General features: G+C 44.8%; 22 protein-coding genes and 7 tRNA genes. 19 read left to right on the forward strand and 10 right to left on the reverse strand.

From position 1 onward, the window contains the following. Nucleotides 1-100: 100 nt before the first annotated feature. Nucleotides 101-175, forward strand: a tRNA-Asn gene (locus BTA30_RS00005). Between the two features lie 2 nt (nt 176-177). After that, nucleotides 178-250: transfer RNA gene (locus tag BTA30_RS00010), tRNA-Thr, on the forward strand. A gap of 102 nt (nt 251-352) precedes the next feature. Here the strand turns inward: BTA30_RS00010 and BTA30_RS23130 are convergent. Together BTA30_RS23130 and BTA30_RS00015 are read right to left on the reverse strand one after the other, a co-directional pair. Beyond that, nucleotides 353-526 (reverse strand): hypothetical protein, encoded by a 174-nt coding sequence (locus BTA30_RS23130; protein WP_158027585.1) that lies wholly within the window; start codon nt 524-526, stop codon nt 353-355. A 135-nt stretch (nt 527-661) separates the two neighbouring features. After that, entirely contained in the window at nt 662-1837 is a 1176-nt protein-coding gene (locus tag BTA30_RS00015; protein ID WP_076757793.1) for a serine hydrolase domain-containing protein, read from the reverse strand. A 180-nt stretch (nt 1838-2017) separates the two neighbouring features. On the opposite strand from BTA30_RS00015, the gene BTA30_RS00020 reads away from it, so the two are divergent. The 3 genes from BTA30_RS00020 to BTA30_RS00030 all read left to right on the forward strand — a co-directional run bounded on the left by BTA30_RS00020 (nt 2018) and on the right by BTA30_RS00030 (nt 3891). Further along, complete coding sequence (locus tag BTA30_RS00020) at nt 2018-2233, forward strand: WYL domain-containing protein (protein WP_076757796.1); 216 nt, start codon at nt 2018-2020, stop codon at nt 2231-2233. A 106-nt stretch (nt 2234-2339) separates the two neighbouring features. Continuing rightward, on the forward strand, nt 2340-3317 hold the full coding sequence (locus BTA30_RS00025) for a bile acid:sodium symporter family protein (RefSeq protein ID WP_076757798.1): 978 nt from the start codon (nt 2340-2342) through the stop codon (nt 3315-3317). Between the two features lie 154 nt (nt 3318-3471). Further along, nucleotides 3472-3891: a DUF5391 family protein gene (locus BTA30_RS00030; protein ID WP_076758330.1), complete on the forward strand. Its 420-nt coding sequence runs from the start codon at nt 3472-3474 to the stop codon at nt 3889-3891. Nucleotides 3892-3927: 36 nt separating this feature from the next. Here BTA30_RS00030 and BTA30_RS00035 read toward each other — a convergent pair whose 3' ends face one another. From BTA30_RS00035 to BTA30_RS00070, 8 genes are all read right to left on the reverse strand, one after another. Continuing rightward, nucleotides 3928-4800, reverse strand: a complete 873-nt coding sequence (locus tag BTA30_RS00035) for a PhzF family phenazine biosynthesis protein (protein WP_076757801.1) — start codon at nt 4798-4800, stop codon at nt 3928-3930. A 123-nt stretch (nt 4801-4923) separates the two neighbouring features. Then, nucleotides 4924-6153 (reverse strand): exo-beta-N-acetylmuramidase NamZ family protein, encoded by a 1230-nt coding sequence (locus BTA30_RS00040; RefSeq protein WP_076757803.1) that lies wholly within the window; start codon nt 6151-6153, stop codon nt 4924-4926. 12 nt (nt 6154-6165) lie between these two features. Then, the gene (locus tag BTA30_RS00045; protein WP_076757806.1) at nt 6166-8085 is read right to left on the reverse strand and encodes a glycoside hydrolase family 3 protein; all 1920 of its coding nucleotides are present in this window, start codon (nt 8083-8085) and stop codon (nt 6166-6168) included. A gap of 15 nt (nt 8086-8100) precedes the next feature. Beyond that, nucleotides 8101-9456 (reverse strand): penicillin binding protein PBP4B, encoded by a 1356-nt coding sequence (gene pbp4b / locus BTA30_RS00050; protein WP_076757808.1) that lies wholly within the window; start codon nt 9454-9456, stop codon nt 8101-8103. Between the two features lie 52 nt (nt 9457-9508). Further along, nucleotides 9509-10876, reverse strand: a complete 1368-nt coding sequence (locus BTA30_RS00055) for a PTS transporter subunit EIIC (protein ID WP_076757811.1) — start codon at nt 10874-10876, stop codon at nt 9509-9511. A 13-nt stretch (nt 10877-10889) separates the two neighbouring features. After that, nucleotides 10890-11747, reverse strand: a complete 858-nt coding sequence (locus tag BTA30_RS00060) for a MurR/RpiR family transcriptional regulator (RefSeq protein WP_076758332.1) — start codon at nt 11745-11747, stop codon at nt 10890-10892. Between the two features lie 16 nt (nt 11748-11763). Further along, a complete protein-coding gene (gene murQ, locus BTA30_RS00065) occupies nt 11764-12681 on the reverse strand; it encodes an N-acetylmuramic acid 6-phosphate etherase (RefSeq protein ID WP_076757814.1) in 918 nt (305 codons plus the stop codon). A 177-nt stretch (nt 12682-12858) separates the two neighbouring features. Then, nucleotides 12859-13311: a 2-thiouracil desulfurase family protein gene (locus tag BTA30_RS00070; protein WP_076757817.1), complete on the reverse strand. Its 453-nt coding sequence runs from the start codon at nt 13309-13311 to the stop codon at nt 12859-12861. A gap of 172 nt (nt 13312-13483) precedes the next feature. On the opposite strand from BTA30_RS00070, the gene BTA30_RS00075 reads away from it, so the two are divergent. From BTA30_RS00075 to BTA30_RS00140, 14 genes are all read left to right on the forward strand, one after another. Beyond that, nucleotides 13484-13558: transfer RNA gene (locus BTA30_RS00075), tRNA-Glu, on the forward strand. Nucleotides 13559-13673: 115 nt separating this feature from the next. Continuing rightward, nucleotides 13674-13749 (forward strand) — tRNA-Val (locus BTA30_RS00080). 205 nt (nt 13750-13954) lie between these two features. Beyond that, nucleotides 13955-14027 (forward strand) — tRNA-Thr (locus BTA30_RS00085). An 11-nt stretch (nt 14028-14038) separates the two neighbouring features. Next, a tRNA-Tyr gene (locus BTA30_RS00090) sits at nt 14039-14123 on the forward strand. Between the two features lie 4 nt (nt 14124-14127). After that, nucleotides 14128-14199: transfer RNA gene (locus tag BTA30_RS00095), tRNA-Gln, on the forward strand. A 124-nt stretch (nt 14200-14323) separates the two neighbouring features. Continuing rightward, on the forward strand, nt 14324-15238 hold the full coding sequence (rocF, locus tag BTA30_RS00100; RefSeq protein WP_076757819.1) for an arginase: 915 nt from the start codon (nt 14324-14326) through the stop codon (nt 15236-15238). Between the two features lie 230 nt (nt 15239-15468). Then, complete coding sequence (gene sigW, locus BTA30_RS00105; RefSeq protein WP_026585614.1) at nt 15469-16032, forward strand: RNA polymerase sigma factor SigW; 564 nt, start codon at nt 15469-15471, stop codon at nt 16030-16032. Nucleotides 16033-16045: 13 nt separating this feature from the next. Beyond that, nucleotides 16046-16684, forward strand: a complete 639-nt coding sequence (gene rsiW, locus BTA30_RS00110; protein ID WP_076757821.1) for an anti-sigma-W factor RsiW — start codon at nt 16046-16048, stop codon at nt 16682-16684. Nucleotides 16685-16830: 146 nt separating this feature from the next. After that, nucleotides 16831-17652 carry a diadenylate cyclase CdaA gene (cdaA, locus tag BTA30_RS00115; protein ID WP_076757823.1) on the forward strand — a complete coding sequence of 274 codons (822 nt, stop codon included), beginning with the start codon at nt 16831-16833 and terminating at the stop codon, nt 17650-17652. Next, complete coding sequence (locus BTA30_RS00120; protein WP_076757825.1) at nt 17645-18958, forward strand: CdaR family protein; 1314 nt, start codon at nt 17645-17647, stop codon at nt 18956-18958. The genes cdaA and BTA30_RS00120 overlap by 8 nt, the downstream gene beginning before the upstream one ends. 20 nt (nt 18959-18978) lie before the next feature. After that, nucleotides 18979-20325: a phosphoglucosamine mutase gene (gene glmM, locus BTA30_RS00125; protein WP_076757828.1), complete on the forward strand. Its 1347-nt coding sequence runs from the start codon at nt 18979-18981 to the stop codon at nt 20323-20325. Between the two features lie 442 nt (nt 20326-20767). Then, nucleotides 20768-22570: a glutamine--fructose-6-phosphate transaminase (isomerizing) gene (glmS, locus tag BTA30_RS00130; RefSeq protein WP_076757831.1), complete on the forward strand. Its 1803-nt coding sequence runs from the start codon at nt 20768-20770 to the stop codon at nt 22568-22570. Between the two features lie 433 nt (nt 22571-23003). Beyond that, the gene (locus BTA30_RS00135; RefSeq protein WP_076757833.1) at nt 23004-23375 is read left to right on the forward strand and encodes an iron chaperone; all 372 of its coding nucleotides are present in this window, start codon (nt 23004-23006) and stop codon (nt 23373-23375) included. A 228-nt stretch (nt 23376-23603) separates the two neighbouring features. Further along, entirely contained in the window at nt 23604-23906 is a 303-nt protein-coding gene (locus BTA30_RS00140) for an ArsR/SmtB family transcription factor (RefSeq protein WP_076757835.1), read from the forward strand. Nucleotides 23907-23959: the final 53 nt, after the last annotated feature.

Genomic DNA, 23959 nt, shown 5'->3' on the forward strand with positions numbered 1-23959 from the left:
TCAGCGCCGATGGTAGTTGGGGGATTCCCCCTGTGAGAGTAGGACGCCGCCAAGCTGTTTATTTATATCTTTACCTTGCATGAAATGAAGCTTAACTTATTCCGCAGTAGCTCAGTGGTAGAGCTATCGGCTGTTAACCGATCGGTCGTAGGTTCGAATCCTACCTGCGGAGCCAATGCTTCCATAGCTCAGCAGGTAGAGCACTTCCATGGTAAGGAAGAGGTCAGCGGTTCGAGCCCGCTTGGAAGCTTAAGTGAATACGTTGATATGACAAGGTTTCTCCAAATGAGGGGAAAGCTTTTTTGTTGTATTACGATGTTTAAAGCAGGCACAACGCCTGCTTTTATTGTTTTTATACCAACTCATATAAAACGGTGATCGCTACTTCCAAAACAAGAAGGAACATCATGTAACTTCCGTATTTTAACGTATCAGGTTCATGATGTTTTTGACCTTTGAAAGCTCGTATAAATAAACTTGCAACCGCAATGATCATCACAACTTTGCAAATTGTTAAAGCTGACATTATAACCTTCCTTCATATTGAAATCTCATCAATATTCCTATTTCTATAAATATGAAAAAAATCCTTTTTTCTTTTCTGACTGAAAAAATGTCTTTATAAAAAAGCTTTCTGTCGTCTTCAGACAGAAAGCTCATTTTAATATGCGTTTAATATAGAGTAGATACGATTGTTCACTTTCCCAAAAGACTTTATGTTGTTTTGGATGTTGGAAAATAGAATGACATATCTGCTCCCTGTCAGGCTGAAGCTGTTTAAAATGTTATAACCGGGCATCACACCGTGGCTTGAATAGCTTCCAGGAGAAACGTAAAAGCCCATCCCGTATGTCGCTTTGTTGGGTGTAAACATTTTTGTGAAACTCTCATCCGAAATAATTTTTCTTTCATAAAGCGCTTTATCAAATAAATACATATCATAAGCAGTCATATAAATATCCCCTGCTCCGTAAAGCTGAGACAAATCCGGTATATCAGGTGTATACAGCTTTTTAAGTGCATTCAGTTTATAGCCTGTTGATTGATGTGCTTGTTTTGCGAAAGTTTTATAAAAGCCAGCATGCTTCATACCGGCAGGTTTAAAAACGTGCTCTGTAACATATTGATCGACAGGTTCGCCGCTTATCGTTGAAACGATGTATGCCAGCACGGAATAATTGGAATCTTTATAATCCCACTTCCCCGGCCCATTTTTAATGCCTTGTTCTTCAATGTCTTGAATCAGATCTTTTGGTGAAATATATCCATTACCTTCTTTGTGGCCCCGAATTCCTGATGTGTGTGTCAGAAGATGATAAAGAGTTATATTTGAGCCATTTGGAAAATCCGGCAGGTATGTTGATACGGGATCGTTTACCGACAGCTGACCTTTTTCTTCAAGCTGAAGAATCGCAGCTGCAATGATCGCTTTCTGTGAAGAACCAACATAAAAAACGGTATCCGGTGTATTTGGCACCTTTTGTTTGCGATTTGCATATGAATAGCCTTTGCTTGTAACAATTTTTCCTTCATCCACGATCAATGCCGTACCGCTGAATTCAATGCTTTTTAAATACTCATCCAATTGTGCATTATCGTCTTTTGTTACGATGCGGCTCTGTTTTTCCTCTTTTTGATCAGGATGTTGATCCTCTTTCTTTTCAGGCTTTGTCTGTTTTTCAGTTGCTTGCAAATGTTTTTCCTGATGATCATATGGGGTTTCCGGAAAAGCAATGTAAATCAATCCGCAAATAAGCAGAAAGGCAAATATGAGAAGCCTTTTATTTCTGTTTTGCCTTTTCCTTTTCTTCATTCGAGTTTTATAGGTTCTGGCCATGGCGGGACTCCTTCTTTAAGATGTGACGTATTTACTGACGCATAATCTCCTTAAAAAGTTTCTTCCTTTTGCTAATAATTTCATACATGAACTTAAAGAGTCCCAATATTTACTATAAATCCACACTTGAAATGGAACGAATGTTCGTATAAAATAATGGTAAAAGAAAGGAGTGAGAAGATGAGAAAAGTGCTTTACCGGGCCATGGAAGACGGTTCTCCAGTAGAAATGATTTATATGAAGAAGAGCGAATTCTCCAAACGAACGATTCTCATCAAGGAAATTAAAAACGGTTATGTAAAGGCATTTTGCTTCCAAAAACAGCAGATCAGAATGTTTAAGATTGATGCCATTTTGGCTGCTGTTCCGTATAAAAAAAGAAAACATTATGCATAAAACTTCAATCCACAGTTTTCCTCTTTCTTTTGCCTTCCTGTTTTGATATTCCATCTTTTGTTATAATCAATATATATAATTCAAAGAGAGCGGGCGTTTAACATCTATGCTTCAGTCAATAAATAAAACACTTGGGAAAATCATGCCTTTACTGACGCCTATAAGCGTTGTCAGCGGGGTATTGCTGTCAGAACATTTACACGGGTTTGCTGCTTTTGTACCGTGGATTTTTGCTTTTATGACGTTTGCTGGAAGTTTGGGGGCCAACTTTCAGTCGCTTAAAGCTGCAGTGGTTCATCCCCTGCCAATGCTGCTGGCTTTATTTGTTTTGCATGTATTTATGCCGGTGTTGGCATGGTGCACGGGGCATCTTGTGTTTAATGGCGATTCATTTACGATTACAGGGCTTATTCTCGGCGTTGTGATCCCAACTGGTATTACAAGTATGATTTGGGCAGCTATGTATAAAGGGAATATCGGCTTGACCCTATCGATCATTTTAATTGACACGATTCTTTCTCCTTTTATTGTCCCTTTCAGTCTTTCAGTTCTTGCAGGCGCCCAGGTCGAAATGGATGTAGCGGGTATGATGAAAGGTTTATTCGGAATGGTGGTGATCCCTTCTTTATTAGGGATGCTCGTCAACCAATTTTCAACTCCGGAGAGGACAGCGCGTTTAAGCGCGAATTGCGCACCATTTTCTAAAATGGGATTAGCTGCAGTGGTGGCGATTAACAGCTCAGTGGTCGCTCCCTATTTGAAAACGGTCGATTTAAAGTTTTTAACGATAGCTTTAACGGTTTTTTTAGTCGCATTCACAGGCTACTTAACGGCTTGGCTTTTAGGCCGGATGCTGAAACGGCCGCAAGAGGAAATCGTTGCTTTAATCTTTACCGGAGGAATGCGGAATATCAGTGCAGGCGCAGTCTTGGCCACCAGTTTCTTTCCGGCGAAAGTGGCTGTGCCGGTTGTGATCGGCATGCTGTTCCAGCAAATCCTGGCTGCGTTGTTTGGACATTTGCTTGCAAGAAGCGAGCTGAAGAAAGCGAATCATTTCGATGAAAAAACAAGTCTGCCTTCATAGAAGACCAGACTCTGATCAACAGACTTTGCCATGCTTCTTTGCAATTGCGCGGATAAAGAACTTATTTAAACGGCAGCCTCTGCAAATCCCGGATGAACCGTTTTCCGGCGGACACCCAGCAAATATCCAATACATTAAAGGAGTAAAAAGCATCATGGAAAATAAAGCAAGCGTTGTTATCATGACATTAATCTCTGCATTTCTCTTTTCCTCTTTGTTAGTCACCGCTTCACTTTCACCGCTCGCCGATTCAGGCCCACATGCCAATCAGTTTGGCACTTTCGGCATGTGGGCGGCAATTGGAACCGTTTTGGTATTTTATATTCTTCCTCTCATTGTTTATATGATCGGAATTGACGCAATGAAGTTTGTAATGGCCGTTTTTTGCGGAATTGGACTATTGATCATTGTTGCAATGATTCCAGTTATTTTGTTGTTTGGCTCATTTAGCGGAACTCAATCTGCATTATGGGGAGTTATAAGTCTCTGCGTTGTATTAACCATCGTAAATGTTATTTGGTTCTTCGCAGCTTTTCGTTCGTCGGCAAAGTCTCAGCGGGCTGACTTTCGATAAAAAAAGTCTGCCTTCATAGAAGGCCAGACTTCGGTGTCAAACTCGCCAAGTTCCTTTTGCGATAAGGTGGACATTTCCGCCGACATGAATCTCAATGCTGTTTTCCATTGTCTGAGCTTCAATATAAAGCAGGGAAGGCCGGTTTATTTCATATCCCTGTTCAGCCCTTATGCTGATCTGACTTTTATCAAAGTAACGGTGATGCAGTAAATATCCGGCGAGATCCCCAACTGCACTGCCTGTCGCCGGATCTTCGGGAACACTGAAACAATCGCAAAATACCCGTGCATTGATGTCGTTTTTTTCATGATATGTTTCCGGGGAGAAAACGAGTAGACTGGCTTCTATGTCTTTTATAAAAGCTTCATATTGATCACTGTTGATTTTGCACTTTTTAACTGCACTTAGTGATGTTAATGGCACAATAACCGCAGGAAGACCTGTGGAAACCTCCTGTATCGGAAAATTCAAATCTATATCACTTGGGTCGATTCCCAGTACGCCCGCCAGCATTTCTTTGTCAAAAGTGCGGTTAAACAAAGGAGGGTTTTGTTTCATCCAAATAACATGATCACCACCTTTGTCAAATGCCACGGGAATCGCGCCTGCTTTCACATTCAAAATGACATTTGAAGAAGGTTCTGTTTCGATTTCATTCTTAATAATAAAAGCTGTGCCCAATGTCGGATGGCCAGCGAACGGAATTTCTTTTTCCGGGGTGAAGATTCGGACGTCATATCCGCCGTTTTCCTGTTTTCCGGATAAAATAAATGTTGTCTCGGAGAAATTGATTTCCCTTGCGATTTTTTGCATCTCTTCACCCGATAAGTTTTTTTCTGCTTTAAATACAGCGAGTTGGTTTCCCGCATATTTTGTTTCTGCAAACACATCTACAAGATAAAATTCCATGAATCTCTCCCCCTCAAAATAATACAGATGCCCAAAGGCAGTTTTACATATCTTACATGAGATGAGGGTTATTGAACAGCCCAACCTGCGGCAAAAAATAAAGAAGAGCGGCTGCCGCCCTTCTTAATAAAGCAAATACTTCTTTCTGGTATTCATAAACTGTTTTTGCTCTGCCTCATATTTTTTGACGATGTTTTCTATTGACTCACCCTGCTCGATCATTTTTTTGACCCAGCCGTTTCCGATCAGGCGGTTGAAATTGCCCGAAGGGAGGAACTCAAAGTCTTTCGGATACAGGTCATGGACAGTTTTAATGATCGAGAGGCCGGTTTTTACCGGCTTGAAGGCCGATCTGTTTGTCACATAAAGCTCCACGCCGTGACACAGTTTATTTTGATGCTTTGAAAATGTCGGAGTAAACGAAGCGGCTCTAAATCGAACCCCAGGAAGTTTCATGTTGTTTAGTTTCTCGGCCAGTTCCGTGCTTTTCATGTAAGGTGCGCCGATTAATTCAAAAGGTTTGGTCGTCCCTCTTCCTTCAGAAATGTTGGTTCCTTCAATTAAGCCTGTGCCGGGATAGACAATGCTTGTGTCAGCCGTCGGCATGTTTGGGGAAGGCAGGACGAAAGGAAGCCCTGTATCTTCAAAAAACATCTGCCGTTTCCAGCCTTTCATTTTGATGACGGTTAAGTCGGCGCCGATGTCAAACTCTTTATTAAACAGTTTTGCCAGTTCTCCTGCCGTCATTCCGTGTATTAAAGGAATGGGATATCTTCCGACAAATGATGAATAATCCGGGTTGAGAACCGGGCCTTCCACTTTTGTTCCGCTCTGCGGATTTGGTCGGTCCAATACGATAAACGGAATGTCATTTTCCTTGGCTGCTTCCATCGCATATGCCATGGTGTAGATGTAAGTGTAAAAGCGTGTTCCGACATCTTGGATATCAAATAGCAGGACATCAATATTTTTCAGCATTTCCGGTGTGGGCTTTTTTGTCTCACCGTAAAGACTGTAGACGGGAAGACCGGTCTTTTCGTCAATATATGATTCAACTTCATCTCCTGCTTGAGCGTCCCCCCGTACGCCGTGTTCAGGTCCAAAAAGCGCGGTCAGCTCAATATCGGGGTCTTGATGAAGCAAATCTATGCTGCTCGTTAAGCTTGCATTAACACCTGTAGGGTTTGTAATCAGCCCAACCCTTTTTCCTTTTAATAAGCTTTTCTTGTTCATGAGCATTTCGATGCCTGGTGTGACTTTCGGTTTCTTTTCCTTGCCCGGATAGGTTGCAGCTGCCGTCAAGGTGCCTAAGACAACCATTCCTGCGAGCAGCCAAAGCGCTTTTTTTCTCATCGTATCCCCTCCTTATTTAAGCGGTTTGCCGTTTTTCAGATTTAATCCAAATCCGAATTCGTAAAGAATTTCTCCCGGCTCGGTAACAGAAGGAATATCAACCGGCAATGTTCCTTTAGGCTTTGCCTTGCCGAAGATGACTTCAACCCCGGCCGGGATGTTCGGCTGCCTGAAACGCCTGTTTGTATAGCCTTTAAATCCATAAACCGCAATCACCGCTTGAGCTTCTTCAAAATTTGCCGTGTCATAAGGATTGCGGAGGCTCATTAAGACAACCTTTTTCTGTTTGGACTGGGCGTATTTCATTGCGGCGCGCGGAAAAGCGGTTGCCCATCTGCTTGAGTCCTGAATGTTATCATCGATGATTCCGTCGTTCACTACAGGGTCGTTTTTGACGACATATGATCCTGTGATGACATAATCGGCCTGGTCGATTTGTTTTTCAACTTCTTCATTAAATACTTTCTCTGCAAAATGATATTCTTTTAAAACCGCTTTTTTCTTTATCTTATTGATTGTTTTTGAGATCGCTCTTGTTTGGTCTTCATATGGAGCGAGAATGAGAATGGTATCCCCTTTTTTCGGTTTGAATGGAAGGGTGCCGCTGCTGTTTTTTAATACGGTGATGCCTTCTCTTGCCATTTTCATTTCTGACTTTGCGTGCTTTTGATTGCCGACTGTTTTCAAGGCGTATTTGATTTTTTTCTGAAGAGATTCGGGCGCAGTGTTGTCGAGTATGCCCCGCTTCATTTTTAGCGTAAGAATTCTTTCAACCGATTGATTGATTTGTTCAATCGGAATGTCTCCTTGTCTGACGGCTTTGAGAAGGGCTTCAAATACACCGGTCAGGTTTTTCTCTGTCTCAAGAGAGGTGACTTGAGCTGGCATAAGCGCAATATCAACCCCTGCTTTGACGGCCATGACGACAGCTTCCTCCTGCCCAAAATTGTCGGAGATGGCTTTCATGTTTAAGGCATCCGTCACAACAACTCCGTCGAAGCCGAGATCTTTCCGTAAAAGGTCTGTCATCACCTTTTTGGAGAGTGTTGCGGGAACCATGATATCTTCTCCGTCTTTTTTGCTTTTGTAGGTTGTATCGTCAAATGCGGGGAATTGGACATGCGCTGTCATGATCATATCAATTCCTGCATCGATCGCTTTTTGAAAGGGGGCAAGCTCTACGCTTCTGAGCCGCTTTTCATCGTGTGGGACAAGCGGAAGGCCGTAATGGCTGTCAACCGCTGTATCACCGTGGCCGGGAAAATGCTTTGCGGTGGCGATGATTCGCTCGTCTTGAAGGCCTTTCATCGTCTTAATGCCGAGCTTGCCGGCCAACTCCGGCTTGGAGCTGTACGAGCGAACGCCAATTACCGGGTTATTGGGATTGTTGTTCACATCAAGTACAGGGCTGAAATTAACGTTAATGCCTAGCGCTGCTAATTCCTTTCCAATGATTTTTCCGGAACGGTAAGCATTTTTACTGCTTTTTGAAGCGCCGATTGCCATATTGCCGGGCAGGTTTGTGCCTGATTCCAGCCTGGTGACTATTCCGCCTTCCTGGTCAATCGTAATGAAGAGCGGAGTATCCGGACTGGCTTTTTGGAGGCCGTCAGTTAAGCGAACCGTTTGTTCCGTGCCTGTGACATTCTCGGCAAAAAGAATCACGCCGCCAAGGTGGTATCTTTGTATGATTCCGGCTACTTCGTCATTCATTTCCGTTAGCTCTTTGGCGCTCGAATCGCCTTCTTTCTTCCAATTTCTAAAATCAGGCATCAGCATTTGCCCGATTTTCTCCTCAAGCGTCATATCGCTGACCATTTGTTTGACACTCTGTTCTGAATGCTGTTTTGCATCAGCTTCTGAGGTGCCGGGCTGCAATGCGAGGGCTGACAGCAATACAGCGATCAGCGTGCATTGAAAAAATCTTTTCATATGGAGAATCGCCTCCTATTTATTATTCAGCGCTTCATAGACAGCAGTGATCACACTTCCGTACTTTCCTGTTGAATATAAATCACCTTCGAACTGATTCGGATTTTTTGAAGGATCGATCACCTGTGAGTGTTTTTTGTTGGTCAATAAGACAATACCCAATTGATATGCCGGATCGATGATGGTGACGGTTCCTGTCCAGCCGGTATGTCCATATGCCTTGCTGCTCGCATGCTTTCCGAACATCCACTCCATATCGGTATTGCCGTTGAGGCGCCATCCTAGTCCATATGCGGCATTTGTTTTTGACGGTTTTGTAAATTCGGAAATGACCGTGTTGTTGAATAACTGCCGATCGCCATAGCCGCCTCCGTTCAGCATGACCTGCAGAAGTACTGCCATGTCATCCACTGTTGAAAACAGGCCTGCATGCCCTGAAATGCCACCCATCGAATAAAATGCTTTTTCGTCATGAACTTCTCCTTGCAGCGTATATGTTCTGATATTAGGAAACCACACAGTGCCGTCCCTTGTATTGCCCATTAGCTCGGTAGCGGCGAAATGAGAAGGTTTAAAGCCCTTTTGCAGCGGCTTAAACATGGTGTGACGCAAGCCGAGAGGCCGGTAAAACTGTTTTTCAACATATTGGTCCAAGCGCTGGCCTGTGATTTTCTCGATGATCACCCCGAGCAGCATATAATCGATATCGCTGTATAGCTGCTTTGTGCCTGGTTCGTAGGCCAAGGGGGTCTTTGAAAGAAATGCCAACGTTTTTTTCCTTGTCTGAGAGTACAGCTTTCCGGCCGTTTGCGGATCGTAATAGTTCCAGCTTGCCGGAAACCCCGCCGTATGATGAAGCAAATCAATCACACGAAGGCGGTCTTTTCCTTTGATGATGTCTTCTGGAAGGTCTTTAAAGCAGGGAATATAATGTGAGATTTTTGCATTCAGATCAATCGTTCCCCGGCTTGCCAAATGCTGCAGCGCATAGTTGACGGCATACATTTTTGTGTTGGAGGCGAGATCGAACATCGTACTTGGTTTCATCTTTTTCTGATGCTTGAGCGGCGTGAGTCCGCTGTATTTTTGTTTGTAGCCGTAGGCTTCTTTTTTCACAATTTTTCCGTCTTTGACTACGATCAGGGATGCACCGGGAAATCCTTTGTTCACATCCTGTTCAATCAGGCGGTCAACTTGTTTTAGTTTTTCTGAAGAAAAACCGGCTTCTTCAGGATTTTTTGCTTTCTTTAAAACCGGATATGTCTGATGCTGCCTGTCTTTTGCAATGACTGTCTGGGCCGGTGATGGAGAAGGTAAAATGAATGCAAGTGATAAAAGGGCGGTGATGGTTCCGGCGATGATTTTTTTCATGCTGTCACTCCTTTCCTGTTAAAACCATATGGTGGAAATGTTAAACAAACGTTTAATCAAATTCAACTGCCATATCATCGTTGAAGCCAAATGCATACGTAAAGAAAAGTCCGGCAGCATATGAAATCAATAGACCAATCACGTACAAAAAGATTTGATGTGTATGAACAAGGAATGAAAGAGGGAGTCCTGAGACGCCGAGCGAAACGGTTGCGATTTTGAAATAGGCCTGGAAAGCTCCGCCGACGCCTGCTCCAAGGCAAGCGGTCAAAAACGGCCGGCCGAGAGGAAGGGTCACACCGAAAATGAGCGGTTCACCGATGCCGAGCATGCCTGACGGGAGTCCGCCTGCAATCGCTCTTTTCAGCCTGGCTTTTTTCGTTTTAAAGTAGATGGCAAAAGCGGCTCCTACCTGTCCGGCGCCTCCCATTGCCAAAATCGGCAGCAGAGGATCATCGCCGATCGAGTTGATTAATTCCATATGAACGGGTGTAAGCCCCTGATGCAGTCCGGTAACAACGAGCGGAAGAAAGGTGGCGCCCAATATGAATCCGGCGAAAATGCCGCCGATATTTAGTATGGCTAAAAGTCCTGAGGTAATGGCGTCAGAAATAAAGCCGCCGACCGGCATGAAGATGACGTATGTGACGATTCCGGTGAGCAGAAGGGAGACAGTAGGTGTCACAATGATATCGAGTGAATGAGGAATGTATCGTCTGACTCGTTTTTCGATAAAAGCGATAAAAGCAGCTGCGAATAAAACGCCGATCAAACCGCCCCTGCCCGGAAGCAGGGCTTCGCCGAACAGCTTGATGTCGCCCACGGCCGGATTCAGGATCAGAATACCCGCCAATCCGCCAAGTGCAGGGGAACCGCCGAATTCCTTCGCCGTATTGACTCCGACAAGGATGCCTAAATAAGCAAATAAACCGGAGCCGATCACCGTTAAGATAATGGCGGTTTGTGACGTTTCTGAGAGCCAGCCGGCTTGGACAATGGCTTTTGTGATGCCCGTAATTAAGCCGGAAGCAACGAGTGCGGGGATAAGCGGGATAAAAATGCTTGCGATCCGGCGCAGAAACAGTTTAAAGGGTGTTGCGTTTTTCTTTGAGACCGCCGATTTATGCTTGGCTGCGGCTTTTTTTAAATCATCAAGGTCTGATGAAACGAGAAGCTTCCCGAATTCATCTGATACATGCTGAACAACGCCTGTGCCGAGAATGATTTGTAGCGTTTCTCCTTGGACGACGCCGATGACGCCCTCCAACGCTTTAATGGATTTGATGTTTGCCTTTTGACTGCTGACAGGCGTGATCCGCAGCCGGGTCATGCAATGGGTGTAGTCTGCGACGTTTTCCGCGCCGCCAATTTGTTCCAAAATATGCCTAGCCAAGATCGCGTATTTTTTTTCATCGGTCATCTATATTTCCCCCTTACAATCCATTTGTTCCCATCAAGCTGATGGCCGCTTTTGTTTTATCTATATATCGAATGACTTCTTCATATTTCTCCGCGGCCATTCCTAAAAACAAAATGTCAATCATATACAGCTGTGTTAAACGAGAGGAGGTTGCAGCACTTCGAAACGGTGCTTCATTAGAACATGACGTATACAGCGCGATATCGCTTAAAGATGAAACGGCAGACTGTGAAAAGCGGGTCAATCCAATGGCCGTGACGCCGTATTTTTTGGCAAGTTTTAGTACATTGGCGATTTCCCGGGTTTCTCCAGAATGTGAGATGGCAAATACGATGTCATGTTCATCTGCATTGGCGATTAATGTTGCGACAAGATGCATGTCTGTAAATGCCGTCGCCTTTTTTTTGATCCTTAAAAATTTTTGCTGGGCGTCCTGTGCGACGATGCCTGAGGCGCCGATTCCGCAAAAGTGAATCGTCCCTGCATCGATGAGCAGCTGAATCGCTCTTTGAAGCTGCTCATGGTCAATGTTGTCAAATGTATCGCGAATCGCCTGAATCGAATTGCTTGTTGTTTTTTGAACGATTGAATAAAGCGGCTCCTGCGGTTCAATATCCCGGTACCCTTGATCAGAAGGTTTCATCAGATCGCCGGCGACGCGCATTTTTAAGTCATTGAATCCTTTTAAACCAAGTGATTTACAGAGGCGGATCGCCGCCGCGCCGCTTGTTTTTGCGGAAGAGCTGATTTCGTGAATCGTGCTGTTTACGATGTGATGTGGGTTTTCTAAAATGTATTCAGCAAGTTTCCGTTCAGACTGAGGGAGTTTGTGAAGCATGCTTTGAATGATTTCCAATCCTCCTGTAGCCATTGTTTCTTCCTTTCCTTTAGGAGCTTTCTCCATGAATCGTTAATGCTTTTGCAATATTGCCTTCTGATTGCTTCAGCAGATGTTGTGCTGTGTCTGCATCCGTTTTTGTTTTCAACATAATGATTGCGATTTTGACTTGATTGCCGGCCTTATCCAGTGCTGCTTCGGCCGTTTTCTTATCGGCGCCGGTGACGGTTTCGATGATTCGAATCGCTCGCTCTTTCAGTTTGTCGTTGCTGACATGAACATCTACCATCAAGTTTTCGTAGACTTTGCCCATTCGGATCATGGCTGTTGTCGAGATCATGTTCAAGATCATTTTATGAGCGGTTGCAGCCTTCATTCGCGTCGATCCCGCAACGACTTCAGGTCCTACGACCACTTCAATGCTGTGGTCGGCTGCTTTGCTGATCGCCGAATCTTTGTTGCAGGTCAAGGAGATTGTCTTGGCGCCGGTCTGTCTGGCATACTTCAGCCCGCCGTGTACGTAGGGGGTCCGGCCGCTGGCGGCAATTCCGATAACCGTATCGTTTTTTGAAAGTTGAATCGATTGCAGATCGCGCATTCCAAAATCTTCATGATCTTCGGCACCTTCGACAGCTTCGAACAAAGCTTTTTCTCCGCCGGCGATCATTCCTCTGACTGTATCTGGAGAAATGCTGAACGTCGGCGGGCATTCCGCTGCGTCGAGTACGCCGAGCCTTCCGCTTGTTCCGGCGCCAATGTAAATGATCCGCCCTCCTTTCTTTAACGACTCGACAGCAAAATCAACGGCAGTTTTCACATCGGGTAAAACGGCTTCTACTGCTTCAGCCACTGTTTTGTCCTCTTCATTGATGATTGTGAGAATATCGATTGTTTCCGCTTGGTGAATACGCTTTGACTTTTCATTGCGAAGCTCGGTCGTTAAGGAGCTTAGGCTGCTGTTTTCCATTAACCAATCCTCCTGACACGGAATAGCATATATTTCTTAATTTTCAGTATATTCACTCTGGAAATTTATTTCAACAAGAAAAGAAAAATAATGAAATTTTGTTTTAAAACGGTTCTAATGAAGACGGCGGAAGAATAAAATAAAGCGCAGTCTTGACTGCGCTTTCGCCACGTGTTTTTACAGCTCATCTATTTGATGTTCGGAAACTACGCGAAAGCCTTCTCGTTTGAGAAGGGCTGCTGTGATTCCGTTTCCGGCTATTTTTTGGCTTGAAAAACTGCCATCGTAAATGCGGCTGCTTCCGCAGGATGGGCTGTTTTCTTTTAAAACAACGGTATCAGCCTGAATTTGCCTGGCGAGTTCAAGTGTTTTGTAAGCACCCTTTAAATAAAGATCTGTTACATTTTCTCCTGATGTCGTCATGATGACCGCATCACCGTTTAAAACATCTTCACCCGTTCCGCCTGAAATTTCGGCAGGTTCCCGCGGGGTTTGAAAACCGCCGAGCAATTCAGGACAAACGATCATCGCTTTATTGTCTTCAACGAGTCTATTTATTTTTTCGACATAGCTGTGCGTCCCGTTATAGCGGCATTCAACACCTGCTAAACACGAGCTGACCAATATCATGTCCGTCTTCCCCTCTCCTGTATTCAGATACTCATATTTTAAACCATTTCTAAAAAGATTCACGCAAGAAGTTTGAAAATAAAAATTTTTAATTTCCCCTTTACAAATGGGGAGGAACCTGTATATAATAACTTTTGTCAGCTTTACGAGAGCTGTTTGAAAACAAGGTTTTGGCCCGTTGGTCAAGCGGTTAAGACACCGCCCTTTCACGGCGGTAACACGGGTTCGAATCCCGTACGGGTCACCATTTTTTAGGACAGCATGTTAAAAAGCGTAAGGTGCATACCGGGGCTTTTTAATGGAAGGCATGCTAAAGGCGCAACATCCTGTTGCAACGCATGCACTTGTACGTCCTGTACTGCGGAGGATTAGCTCAGCTGGGAGAGCATCTGCCTTACAAGCAGAGGGTCGGCGGTTCGATCCCGTCATCCTCCACCATTTTTGCGGAGCGGTTATTCACAACCGCAAGTGTGAAAGCATAAGATATATTGATATGCCGGTCTAGCTCAATTGGTAGAGCACGATCGAATGTGCTTCGGAGCTTGGCTTCAGCGTACCGAAGGAAAGGCTTCTGTGATTGAGCCTGCTGAGTTCGGGACGACGATTTAAACTTATTTCTTATATAATGTTTATTCTTCATCATGCCGGTCTAGCTCAATTGGTAGAGCAACTGACTTGTAATCAGTAGGTTGGGGGTTCAAGTCCTCTGGCCGGCACTGTTTTTTTCGGAGGGGTAGCGAAGTGGCTAAACGCGGCGGACTGTAAATCCGCTCCCTCAGGGTTCGGCGGTTCGAATCCGTCCCCCTCCACCATTTTTGGGCTATAGCCAAGCGGTAAGGCAACGGACTTTGACTCCGTCATGCGCTGGTTCGAATCCAGCTAGCCCAGTTTTTGGACATCCTGTGCGGATGTCCTTTTTATTTTGCCTTTTTGTATAACTATTCAAAAAAATGTCTTGTTGAGTCAATTTTGTGTTGAACGGTACAATGAAGGTCTGGAAGGGGGATATCACATGTTAAAACAACAGATTTCAATGGTCGGTGTGCCGATGGATCTCGGACAGCTGAGACGAGGAGTAGATATGGGGCCGAGTGCGATTCGCTGTGCGGGAGTTAATGAACGGCTGGAAGGCCTTTTCGGAGGGATTGAAGATTTGGGGGATCTGACAATCGGCCAGAGAGAGGATGAGAAGGAAGGCGAAGAAACAGCATCCGAAGAATTACGCAATTTGAAAGCGATTACAAATGCGAGTTTGAAGCTGGCAGCAGCCGTTGACAAAATTGTAGCATCAGGTTCATTTCCTCTCGTTCTTGGCGGAGACCACAGCATTGCGATTGGTACGCTTGCCGGGCTTGCGAAACACTATCAAAACTTGGGCATCATTTGGTATGATGCGCATTCTGACTTAAATACAAAGGAAACATCTCCTTCAGGCAATATTCACGGTATGCCGCTGGCTATCAGTCTTGGGATCGGCCATGAAGGGTTAACCGGCCTGTACGGAAAAGATGCCAAAATTAAACCGGAAAACATTGTCATCATCGGAGCGAGATCTCTTGATGATGGGGAGAAGAAGCTGATTCGTGAAAAAGGAATCAAAGTATACACAATGCATGAAATCGACCGCCTCGGCATGACGAGGGTGATGGAGGAAACGATTGACTATTTGCGGGAGCGGACGGACGGTGTTCATTTGTCGCTTGATTTAGACGCTCTTGACCCAAATGATGCGCCGGGTGTCGGAACCCCTGTGGCGGGTGGAATCAGCTATCGGGAAAGCCATTTGGCGATGGAAATGCTTGAAGAATCCAATTTCATTACATCGGCTGAGTTTGTTGAAGTGAATCCGATATTGGATGAGAGAAACAAAACGGCTGAAACGGCTGTTGCTTTAATGGGTTCATTGTTTGGCGAAAAATTATTATAAGAAGTTCGATATCGGCGGCTCCGGAGGCCGCTGTTATTTTTGGAGGAAAGTCTCAATTTCAAACCATTTATCATGTTTAATATTTTTAAGCTAATATTAAGGGCTCGATCTTATTGAAACCATCTACACCCTCCCAAAAATTTGATAAACTATTTTTATGAATTTCATGAAACCTTTTAAAAAATCTATTCGTATACATAAAGACCGGTGAAGGCAGAGGTTAGATAAATATGGAAACAATGATAAAAAAAAGAATCAAACAGGTGAAAAAAGGCGACCGTAACGCATTTGCAGACATCGTGGATATTTACAAAGACAAAATTTATCAGCTTTGCTACCGTATGCTCGGGAATGCGCATGAGGCGGAAGATATTGCACAGGAAGCATTTATCAGAGCATACGTGAATATCGACAGTTTTGATATAAACCGGAAATTTTCCACATGGCTTTATCGAATCGCAACGAATTTAACCATCGATCGTATCCGTAAAAAAAAGCCGGACTATTACTTGGATGCAGAGGTGGCAGGGACAGAAGGACTAACGATGTATTCCCAGGTTGCGGCGGATGCTGCGCTTCCGGAGGACGAAGTGATTTCTTTGGAGCTGCACAGCACCATTCAGGAAAAAATCTTAAGGCTTCCCGATAAATACAGGACGGTCATCGTATTGAAGTACATTGATGAGCTCTCACTCATTGAGATCAGTGAAATCTTGAATATTCCCGTAGGTACTGTGAAAACGAGAATACACAGGGGCAGAGAGGCTCTAAGAAAACAATTAAGGGATCTTTAAGTGGGGTGATGAAATGAGCTGTCCGGAGCACATTGTTCAGCTTATGCATAAATATCTTGATGGAGACATTCTTCCGGAAGATGAAACGCGATTAAAAGAGCATCTCCAATCATGTGAAGGATGTAAAAAGCGCCTTCATGAAATGGAAAAATCCATCGCTCTTGTGCAAAGTACGTCGCATCTTACAGCTCCGGCAAACTTTACGGCCAATGTGCTGGCGAATCTACCGAAGGAAAAACGGACGGTTTCCATTAACAGATGGCTGAAAGCCCATCCGTTTATTGTGGCGGCAGCTTTATTTATGATTTTGATGGGCGGCAGCTTTTTTTCAAGCTGGAAAAATGATCATGATTTCAGTGTATCCAACCAGCCTAATCTCGTTGTGAAAAACAATACGGTTATCGTGCCTGAAGGCGAGGTTGTCAAAGGCGATGTAACCGTGAAAAACGGCAAGCTTATTATAAAAGGCAAAATTGAAGGTGACGTCACTATTGTAAACGGAGAAAAATATACGGCTTCAGCCGGACAAGTCACCGGTCAGATTCACGAAATCAACGCGGTGTTTGACTGGGTCTGGTACAAGATCAAATCGACCGGAAAAACGGTTTTCGGCGCGGATGATTCAAAAGATCAAGAGCAAAGCGGACATTAAGAGCTTTGCTCTTTTTTTATAAAGGGCGGTCATTTCACTTGGGAATTCAAATTGTGCTATAATAGCCTCTGTATATATAATGATATATCACACCATTTTAAAACATATTCACTTGACTAATGACTGAATTCTTGGAGGACGAGGAAATGGCTTTTGAGGATATCCCTTTCTTGCAGTACCTCGGCGATGCCGTTGATATTCTCCTTGTTTGGTACGTAATATATAAATTAATGATGGTTATCCGCGGAACGAAGGCGGTTCAGCTTTTAAAGGGAATCGTAGTCATTGTTCTCGTCCGGCTGGCCAGTCAGTATCTAGGTTTGAGTACACTGCAATGGCTGGTTGACCAGGCGATAACGTGGGGGTTTTTGGCGATTATCATCATATTCCAGCCTGAATTAAGGAGAGCGCTGGAACAGCTCGGACGAGGACGCTTTTTTTCCCGGAGCGGAACCCCTGAAGAAGAGCAGCAGCAGAAAACGATTGATGCGATTACAAAAGCGATTAAATATATGGCAAAACGGCGCATCGGTGCGCTGTTAACGATTGAGCGGGAAACTGGCATGGGCGATTACATAGAAACAGGGATTCCTTTGAATGCAAAGGTCAGCTCTGAACTATTGATCAATATCTTTATTCCGAATACACCGCTTCATGACGGCGCCGTGATTATGAAAAATGACGAAGTCGCCGCAGCCGCCTGTTATCTCCCGCTGTCCGAAAGCCCTTTTATTTCTAAAGAGCTCGGCACAAGGCATAGAGCGGCGGTAGGGATCAGTGAAGTAACCGACAGCCTGACGATCATCGTCTCCGAAGAAACCGGCGGAATCAGTGTCGCCAAAAACGGAGACCTTCACCGTGATTTATCGGAAGAAGCTTTGAAAAATATGCTTGAGGCGGAATTCAAAAAAAATACGCGGGAAGCTTCCTCAAATCGCTGGTATTGGAGGGGGAAGAAGAATGGATAAGTTCTTAAACAATCCTTGGGCTGTCAAAGTAGTCGCGCTGTTGTTCGCGTTTCTGCTTTACTTTGCGGTCCACAGTGCACAAGCGCCGACCCCGAAGAAACCAGGTGAATCGTTTTTCCCTACAGCGACAACAGATGAAGCGACACTGACCGATATACCGGTGAAGTCGTATTATGATGATGAAAACTACGTCGTAACTGGTGTACCGCAAACCGTGAATGTCACGATCAAAGGACCGACAGGAACTGTAAAGAAAGTAAGACAGGTTAAGGATTTTGAGATTTATGCAGACATGGAAAACCTGAAGACCGGCAGACACAAAGTAGAGTTAAAAGCCAGAAATGTTGCCGACGGACTCAGCATTTCCATCAACCCATCGGTAACAACGGTGACGATCGAAGAAAAAACGACGAAGGAATTTCCGGTTGAAGTCGACTTTTACAATAAAAACAAGATGAAAGACGGCTACACGCCGGAACAGCCGATTGTCAATCCGAAAAATGTCAGTGTCACAGGCTCAAAAGCCGTGATCGACAGAATCGAAAACATTAAGGCGACGATTAATTTGGAAGGCGTAGACCAGTCGGTTGAAAAGGAAGCGAAGCTTACGGTCTATGACCGGGACGGCAATGTTCTTCCGGTTGAAGTTGATCCTTCTGTCGTCAAAATCACCGTTCCGGTCACAAGCCCCAGCAAAAAAGTTCCGATTAAGCTTGATCGGAAAGGGAGCCTTCCGGACGGCATCAGCATATCAAGCTTGGATACAAGCCCGGGCGAAGTGACCGTCTACGGACCGCAAAATGTTCTTGATTCGTTAGAATTTGTCGACGGCCCCGAGATTGATTTAAGTAAAATGAAAGATGATACTGAATTGGAAGCTGATATTCCAGTGCCTGACGGGGCTAAAAAAGTGTCGCCTGAAAAAGTGAAAATTAAGGTGAAAGTTGACAAGGAAGAAGAAAAGAAACTAAAAGACGTTTCAATTAAAACCGTGGGAATGAATGACAGCCGGAATCTTGAGTTTCTAGATCCGAAAACAGGCAAGCTCGATCTCACGGCCAAGGGGTCAGCAGCCTCGATTGAAAATCTTCAGCCGTCAGACATAGAGCTCTATGTCAATGTGGCGGATCTGAGTGACGGCGAACACGATGTCAAACTTGAAGTCAACGGACCGCAAAATGTAGCATGGTCGCTGCCGCAAAAAAGCGTTAAAGTCAGAATTTCTTCAAAAACATCTCAAAATGAAAATGACAAAGGTCAGGATGAAGAGCAGGATCATAATGAAACAGATTCACAACCTTCATGAATCAAAAAGGAGCGATATTAATGGGCAAGTATTTTGGAACAGACGGTGTGAGAGGTGTGGCGAACAGTGAACTTACACCCGAGCTGGCCTTTAAAGTCGGACGTTTTGGCGGTTATGTCCTTACAAAAGATAAAGAACGTCCCAAGGTGCTGATCGGCCGTGACACACGTATTTCCGGACATATGCTGGAAGGGGCCCTTGTCGCCGGTCTCCTCTCGATAGGAGCGGAGGTCATGCGTCTTGGCGTCATTTCGACGCCTGGTGTTGCATACTTGACGAAAGCAATGGATGCGGAAGCAGGGGTGATGATCTCAGCTTCCCACAATCCTGTCCAAGACAACGGAATCAAGTTTTTCGGCGGCAACGGCTTCAAGCTGTCCGATGAACAGGAGCTTGAAATCGAGCGTCTCATGGATCAGCCGGAAGACAATCTGCCAAGGCCTGTCGGCGCTGACCTTGGAATGGTGAACGACTATTTTGAGGGCGGACAGAAATATTTGCAGTTTCTCAAGCAGTCGGCTGACGAGGATTTCACGGGCATTCATATCGCACTGGATTGTGCACATGGGGCGACATCTTCACTGGCAACCCATTTATTTGCCGATCTTGACGCAGATGTTTCCACGATGGGAACGTCTCCGAACGGATTAAACATCAATGACGGTGTTGGATCGACTCATCCTGAAGCTTTGGCCGCGTTTGTGAAGGAAAAGGGTGCGGACGTCGGCATGGCGTTTGACGGCGACGGCGACCGCCTGATCGCTGTAGATGAAAAAGGAAATATTGTTGACGGCGATCAAATCATGTACATATGTGCGAAGTATTTGAAGAGTGAAGGCCGTCTTGCAGATAATACCGTCGTCTCCACGGTGATGAGCAACCTCGGCTTTTACAAAGCGCTTGAAGCGGAAGGCATCAAAAGTGTTCAGACGGCAGTCGGCGACCGGTATGTAGTGGAAGCCATGAAAAAAGACGGCTATACGCTAGGAGGCGAACAGTCGGGCCATCTGATTTTCCTTGACTACAATACAACAGGCGACGGTCTGCTTTCAGCGATCATGCTGATGAACACGATCAAAATGACAGGCAAGCCGTTATCAGAGCTTGCAGCGGAAATGCAGAAGTTTCCGCAGCTCTTGATCAATGTCAAAGTAACGGATAAGTATAAAGTGACAGATAACGAAAAAGTGAAAGCAGTCATCGAACAAGTGGAGAAGGAAATGAACGGCGACGGCCGCATCCTTGTGCGCCCCTCAGGCACGGAACCGCTAGTCCGCGTGATGGCTGAAGCCAGAACGAAGGAGCTTTGCGAGGAATATGTAAGCCGCATTGTTGATGTCGTGAAGGCGGAAATGGGAGCGGAGTAATCTTCCGCAAAAGACTAATGAACAGGACATGCTGATTCGGCATATGATAAAGGGAACCGGTTCAATCTTGAAAAAAATGTGAACCATTTTAAAAATGGTTTGACGGTTCCTTTCTGCTTATAGTAAAATCAGCTTGTCTTGTTTTATTCAAAAGGAAAGGCAGGGTAGAAAGATTATTTTATAGTTATAGCGCCCGGACTAAGCGTACGGATAAAGGCTTAGTTGACGAGGATGGAGGTTATCGAAATGTTCGGCGGATGCCTCCCGGCTGACCTAAAAGATCACAGCCGCAAGGATTTCCTCAAACCAAAGAGGCGACTCTTTGAACAAAGGGAAATCACATGATCTTCCAACAAAAACATGTAGGAGGGGACGAAGAAATGTCCCCGCCTTAAAGCAGACTTTCTTTGTCTCCTGCCTGCGATTCAGGAGGAAGAAAATTATGTGTGGTATTGTAGGTTATATTGGCCAGCTTGATGCAAAGGAAATTTTACTAAAAGGGTTGGAAAAATTGGAGTATCGCGGCTACGATTCAGCAGGAATCGCTGTAGCAAACGAAGATGGCGTGCACGTGTTTAAAGAAAAAGGCCGCATCGCCGATCTTCGCGCAGCCGTTGATGAGAACATAGTCTCCCAGGCGGGAATCGGACATACACGCTGGGCGACTCATGGAGAGCCAAGCCGCTTAAACGCCCACCCGCATCGAAGCGCGTCAGGCCGATTTACACTTGTTCATAACGGTGTCATTGAAAACTATGTACAGCTGACACGCGAATATTTACAAGATGTAAACTTAAAAAGTGATACGGATACAGAGGTTGTTGTTCAGGTGATCGAACAATTCGTCAATAGAGGACTTGATACAGAAGAAGCGTTCCGCCAAACGCTGATGCTGCTTAAAGGCTCCTATGCGATTGCACTATTCGATCATGAAAACAAGGAAACAATCTATGTCGCAAAAAACAAAAGCCCGCTGCTCGTCGGTCTTGGAGATACATTCAATGTTGTCGCATCTGATGCGATGGCTATGCTTCAAGTGACAAATGAATATGTGGAGCTTATGGATAAAGAAATGGTCATCGTCACAGACAAAAAAGTTGTGATCAAAAACCTTGAAGGTGAAATGATGTCCCGTGCCTCTTATATTGCAGAGCTTGATGCCAGCGATATCGAAAAAGGCACATACCCTCACTACATGTTAAAAGAAATTGATGAACAGCCGCTTGTCATGCGGAAAATCATTCAAACATACCAAGACGAGAACGGAAAGCTTTCCGTACCGGGAGATGTCGCAAATGCTGTCGCTGAAGCTGACCGCGTGTATATCATCGCCTGCGGAACGAGCTACCATGCCGGACTTGTCGGCAAGCAATTCATTGAAACGTGGGCAAAAGTTCCGACTGAAGTCCATGTTGCCAGCGAATTCTCTTACAACATGCCATTGCTTTCTGAGAAGCCGCTGTTTATCTTTATTTCTCAAAGCGGAGAAACGGCTGACAGCCGCGCGGTTCTCGTACAGGTGAAAAAGCTCGGACATAAAGCGCTGACATTGACCAACGTACCGGGATCCACGCTTTCCCGTGAAGCGGACTACACGCTTTTACTGAATGCCGGCCCTGAAATCGCGGTAGCGTCAACAAAAGCATATACGGCGCAAATCGCAGTTCTCGCTATTTTGGCAGCCGTGACTGCGGAAAGCCGCGGCAAAGAACTCGGCTTTGATCTTGTCAAAGAGCTCGGCATTATTGGAAACGCGATGGAAGCCCTTTGCGACCAAAAAGACGAAATGGAAATGATCGCACGTGAATACTTGACCGTAACACGCAATGCCTTCTTCATCGGCCGCGGCCTCGACTATTTCGTCTGCCTCGAAGGATCCCTGAAGCTGAAAGAGATTTCTTACATTCAAGCTGAAGGTTTCGCCGGCGGCGAATTGAAGCACGGTACGATCGCATTGATCGAAGACGGCACACCAGTCATTGCCCTTGCGACACAGGAGCACGTCAACTTAAGCATCCGCGGAAACGTCAAAGAAGTGACAGCCCGCGGTGCCAACCCTTGCGTGATCTCCCTGAAAGGCCTGGAAGAAGCAGACGATCGCTTCGTCTTGCCTGAAGTGCATCCGGAGCTCGCACCGCTCGTCTCCGTCATCCCGCTGCAGCTGATCGCATACTATGCAGCGCTGCACCGCGGCTGTGACGTTGATAAGCCACGGAACTTGGCGAAGAGTGTGACGGTGGAGTAAGGTTGTTGTCATACGTGACTTTTAAAAAAAGTCACGATGGTTATAAAAAAGTTGCGAAGGTTCACCCCTTTGGTTATGCTTAGCCAAAGGGGTGTTTTTATGTCCAAAAAACATCCAAATTGGAGAAATGGATTAGTGACAATAAAGTTGTTTATATCAAATCTGTCGGTAGGTAATTGCTGCATTTTTAAGGGTGAAATTATACAGCGAGGTTAGATTACAAACTGATTGTGCATATAGGACCTAAAAAGAGTCTGCGGGCTTTGCCGAAATTGAAAAGAAGTAAAAAGCTATGACTGAACAAAAGGCGATTTTTGGGTTGTCTAAGTAATAAATACGGATAAGGTTGTGAATGGTGCAATTGAGTGTCATGCGTATTGGCATGAAAAATTACATCGTTCAAAAATAATTTTTTATTTTAGGAGGGAATGACGTGGAAGTTTTCGCTAAATATTTAACGGGTATCGATAACCCTGACCACCGCGACCAAACGGAGGAAATTTTGGCGTGGGTCGCTGAGCATTTCCCGAATTTGGAACCGCTAATCAAATGGAATACGCCAATGTTTTCCGATCACGGCACATTTATCATCGGCTTTTCCACAGCGAAGCATCATTTGAGCGTTTCACCCGAAGAAGCAGGCATTGCGCACTTTGCCGACGACATTGCCCAAGCCGGATACACCGCTACAAAAGGCTTGTTTCGAATTCCATGGAATGAGCCGGTCAATTACGAATTGCTTGAGAAAATGATTGAATTTAATATTCAGGATAAGACAGACTGTTCAACTTTTTGGCGGAAATAAAAAAATCGGATGATTAAGGGCGAACTGAACCCTGAATAGGTTCACTTTTTTTAAGTGTCGACTATTCGGGGTTCGGTTCAATTATTACAAATCAACATTGACTCAAGATTCGAATTCACCCCTTTGGTTATGCTTAATCAAAGGGGTATTTTGATGTTCAAAGAAAGACGGACATCTAAAGATAAAATATAAATTGACATATCGGAATATCACGATATAATAATTCATATGGAACCAATTGAAGTTTTCAAAGCTTTATCAAATGAATCAAGGCTGCAAATTTTGCAATGGCTGAAGGAGCCTGATCGTCATTTTACGCCCCATGAAGGGATTGATATGAATACAATCGGGGTATGTGTCAGTCAAATCACAGACAAATTGAAAATGACGCAATCGACTGCTTCCCAATATCTCACCATCCTTTTAAGAGCCGGCCTAATTAAGGCGGAACGCATAGGAAAGTACACGTACTACAAAAGAGATGAAGAGGCCATTGGGAAACTTGCTGACTTTCTTAAAACGGAGATATGATCATAGAAAATAAGCATCTCTAGATGTTTATTTTTACGGCAAACACATCGACA

The organism is Bacillus swezeyi, assembly GCF_001969815.1.
Taxonomy (GTDB): Bacteria; Bacillota; Bacilli; order Bacillales; family Bacillaceae; genus Bacillus; species Bacillus swezeyi.

Bases quoted from the DNA above. Each gene is read 5' to 3' on its own strand.
- BTA30_RS23130 (WP_158027585.1), bottom strand. From the start codon at position 526: ATGTCAGCTTTAACAATTTGCAAAGTTGTGATGATCATTGCGGTTGCA.
- BTA30_RS00015 (WP_076757793.1), bottom strand. From the start codon at position 1,837: ATGGCCAGAACCTATAAAACTCGAATGAAGAAAAGGAAAAGGCAAAAC.
- BTA30_RS00020 (WP_076757796.1), top strand. From the start codon at position 2,018: ATGAGAAAAGTGCTTTACCGGGCCATGGAAGACGGTTCTCCAGTAGAA.
- BTA30_RS00025 (WP_076757798.1), top strand. From the start codon at position 2,340: ATGCTTCAGTCAATAAATAAAACACTTGGGAAAATCATGCCTTTACTG.
- BTA30_RS00030 (WP_076758330.1), top strand. From the start codon at position 3,472: ATGGAAAATAAAGCAAGCGTTGTTATCATGACATTAATCTCTGCATTT.
- BTA30_RS00035 (WP_076757801.1), bottom strand. From the start codon at position 4,800: ATGGAATTTTATCTTGTAGATGTGTTTGCAGAAACAAAATATGCGGGA.
- BTA30_RS00040 (WP_076757803.1), bottom strand. From the start codon at position 6,153: ATGAGAAAAAAAGCGCTTTGGCTGCTCGCAGGAATGGTTGTCTTAGGC.
- BTA30_RS00045 (WP_076757806.1), bottom strand. From the start codon at position 8,085: ATGAAAAGATTTTTTCAATGCACGCTGATCGCTGTATTGCTGTCAGCC.
- pbp4b (WP_076757808.1), bottom strand. From the start codon at position 9,456: ATGAAAAAAATCATCGCCGGAACCATCACCGCCCTTTTATCACTTGCA.
- BTA30_RS00055 (WP_076757811.1), bottom strand. From the start codon at position 10,876: ATGACCGATGAAAAAAAATACGCGATCTTGGCTAGGCATATTTTGGAA.
- BTA30_RS00060 (WP_076758332.1), bottom strand. From the start codon at position 11,747: ATGGCTACAGGAGGATTGGAAATCATTCAAAGCATGCTTCACAAACTC.
- murQ (WP_076757814.1), bottom strand. From the start codon at position 12,681: ATGGAAAACAGCAGCCTAAGCTCCTTAACGACCGAGCTTCGCAATGAA.
- BTA30_RS00070 (WP_076757817.1), bottom strand. From the start codon at position 13,311: ATGATATTGGTCAGCTCGTGTTTAGCAGGTGTTGAATGCCGCTATAAC.
- rocF (WP_076757819.1), top strand. From the start codon at position 14,324: ATGTTAAAACAACAGATTTCAATGGTCGGTGTGCCGATGGATCTCGGA.
- sigW (WP_026585614.1), top strand. From the start codon at position 15,469: ATGGAAACAATGATAAAAAAAAGAATCAAACAGGTGAAAAAAGGCGAC.
- rsiW (WP_076757821.1), top strand. From the start codon at position 16,046: ATGAGCTGTCCGGAGCACATTGTTCAGCTTATGCATAAATATCTTGAT.
- cdaA (WP_076757823.1), top strand. From the start codon at position 16,831: ATGGCTTTTGAGGATATCCCTTTCTTGCAGTACCTCGGCGATGCCGTT.
- BTA30_RS00120 (WP_076757825.1), top strand. From the start codon at position 17,645: ATGGATAAGTTCTTAAACAATCCTTGGGCTGTCAAAGTAGTCGCGCTG.
- glmM (WP_076757828.1), top strand. From the start codon at position 18,979: ATGGGCAAGTATTTTGGAACAGACGGTGTGAGAGGTGTGGCGAACAGT.
- glmS (WP_076757831.1), top strand. From the start codon at position 20,768: ATGTGTGGTATTGTAGGTTATATTGGCCAGCTTGATGCAAAGGAAATT.
- BTA30_RS00140 (WP_076757835.1), top strand. From the start codon at position 23,604: ATGGAACCAATTGAAGTTTTCAAAGCTTTATCAAATGAATCAAGGCTG.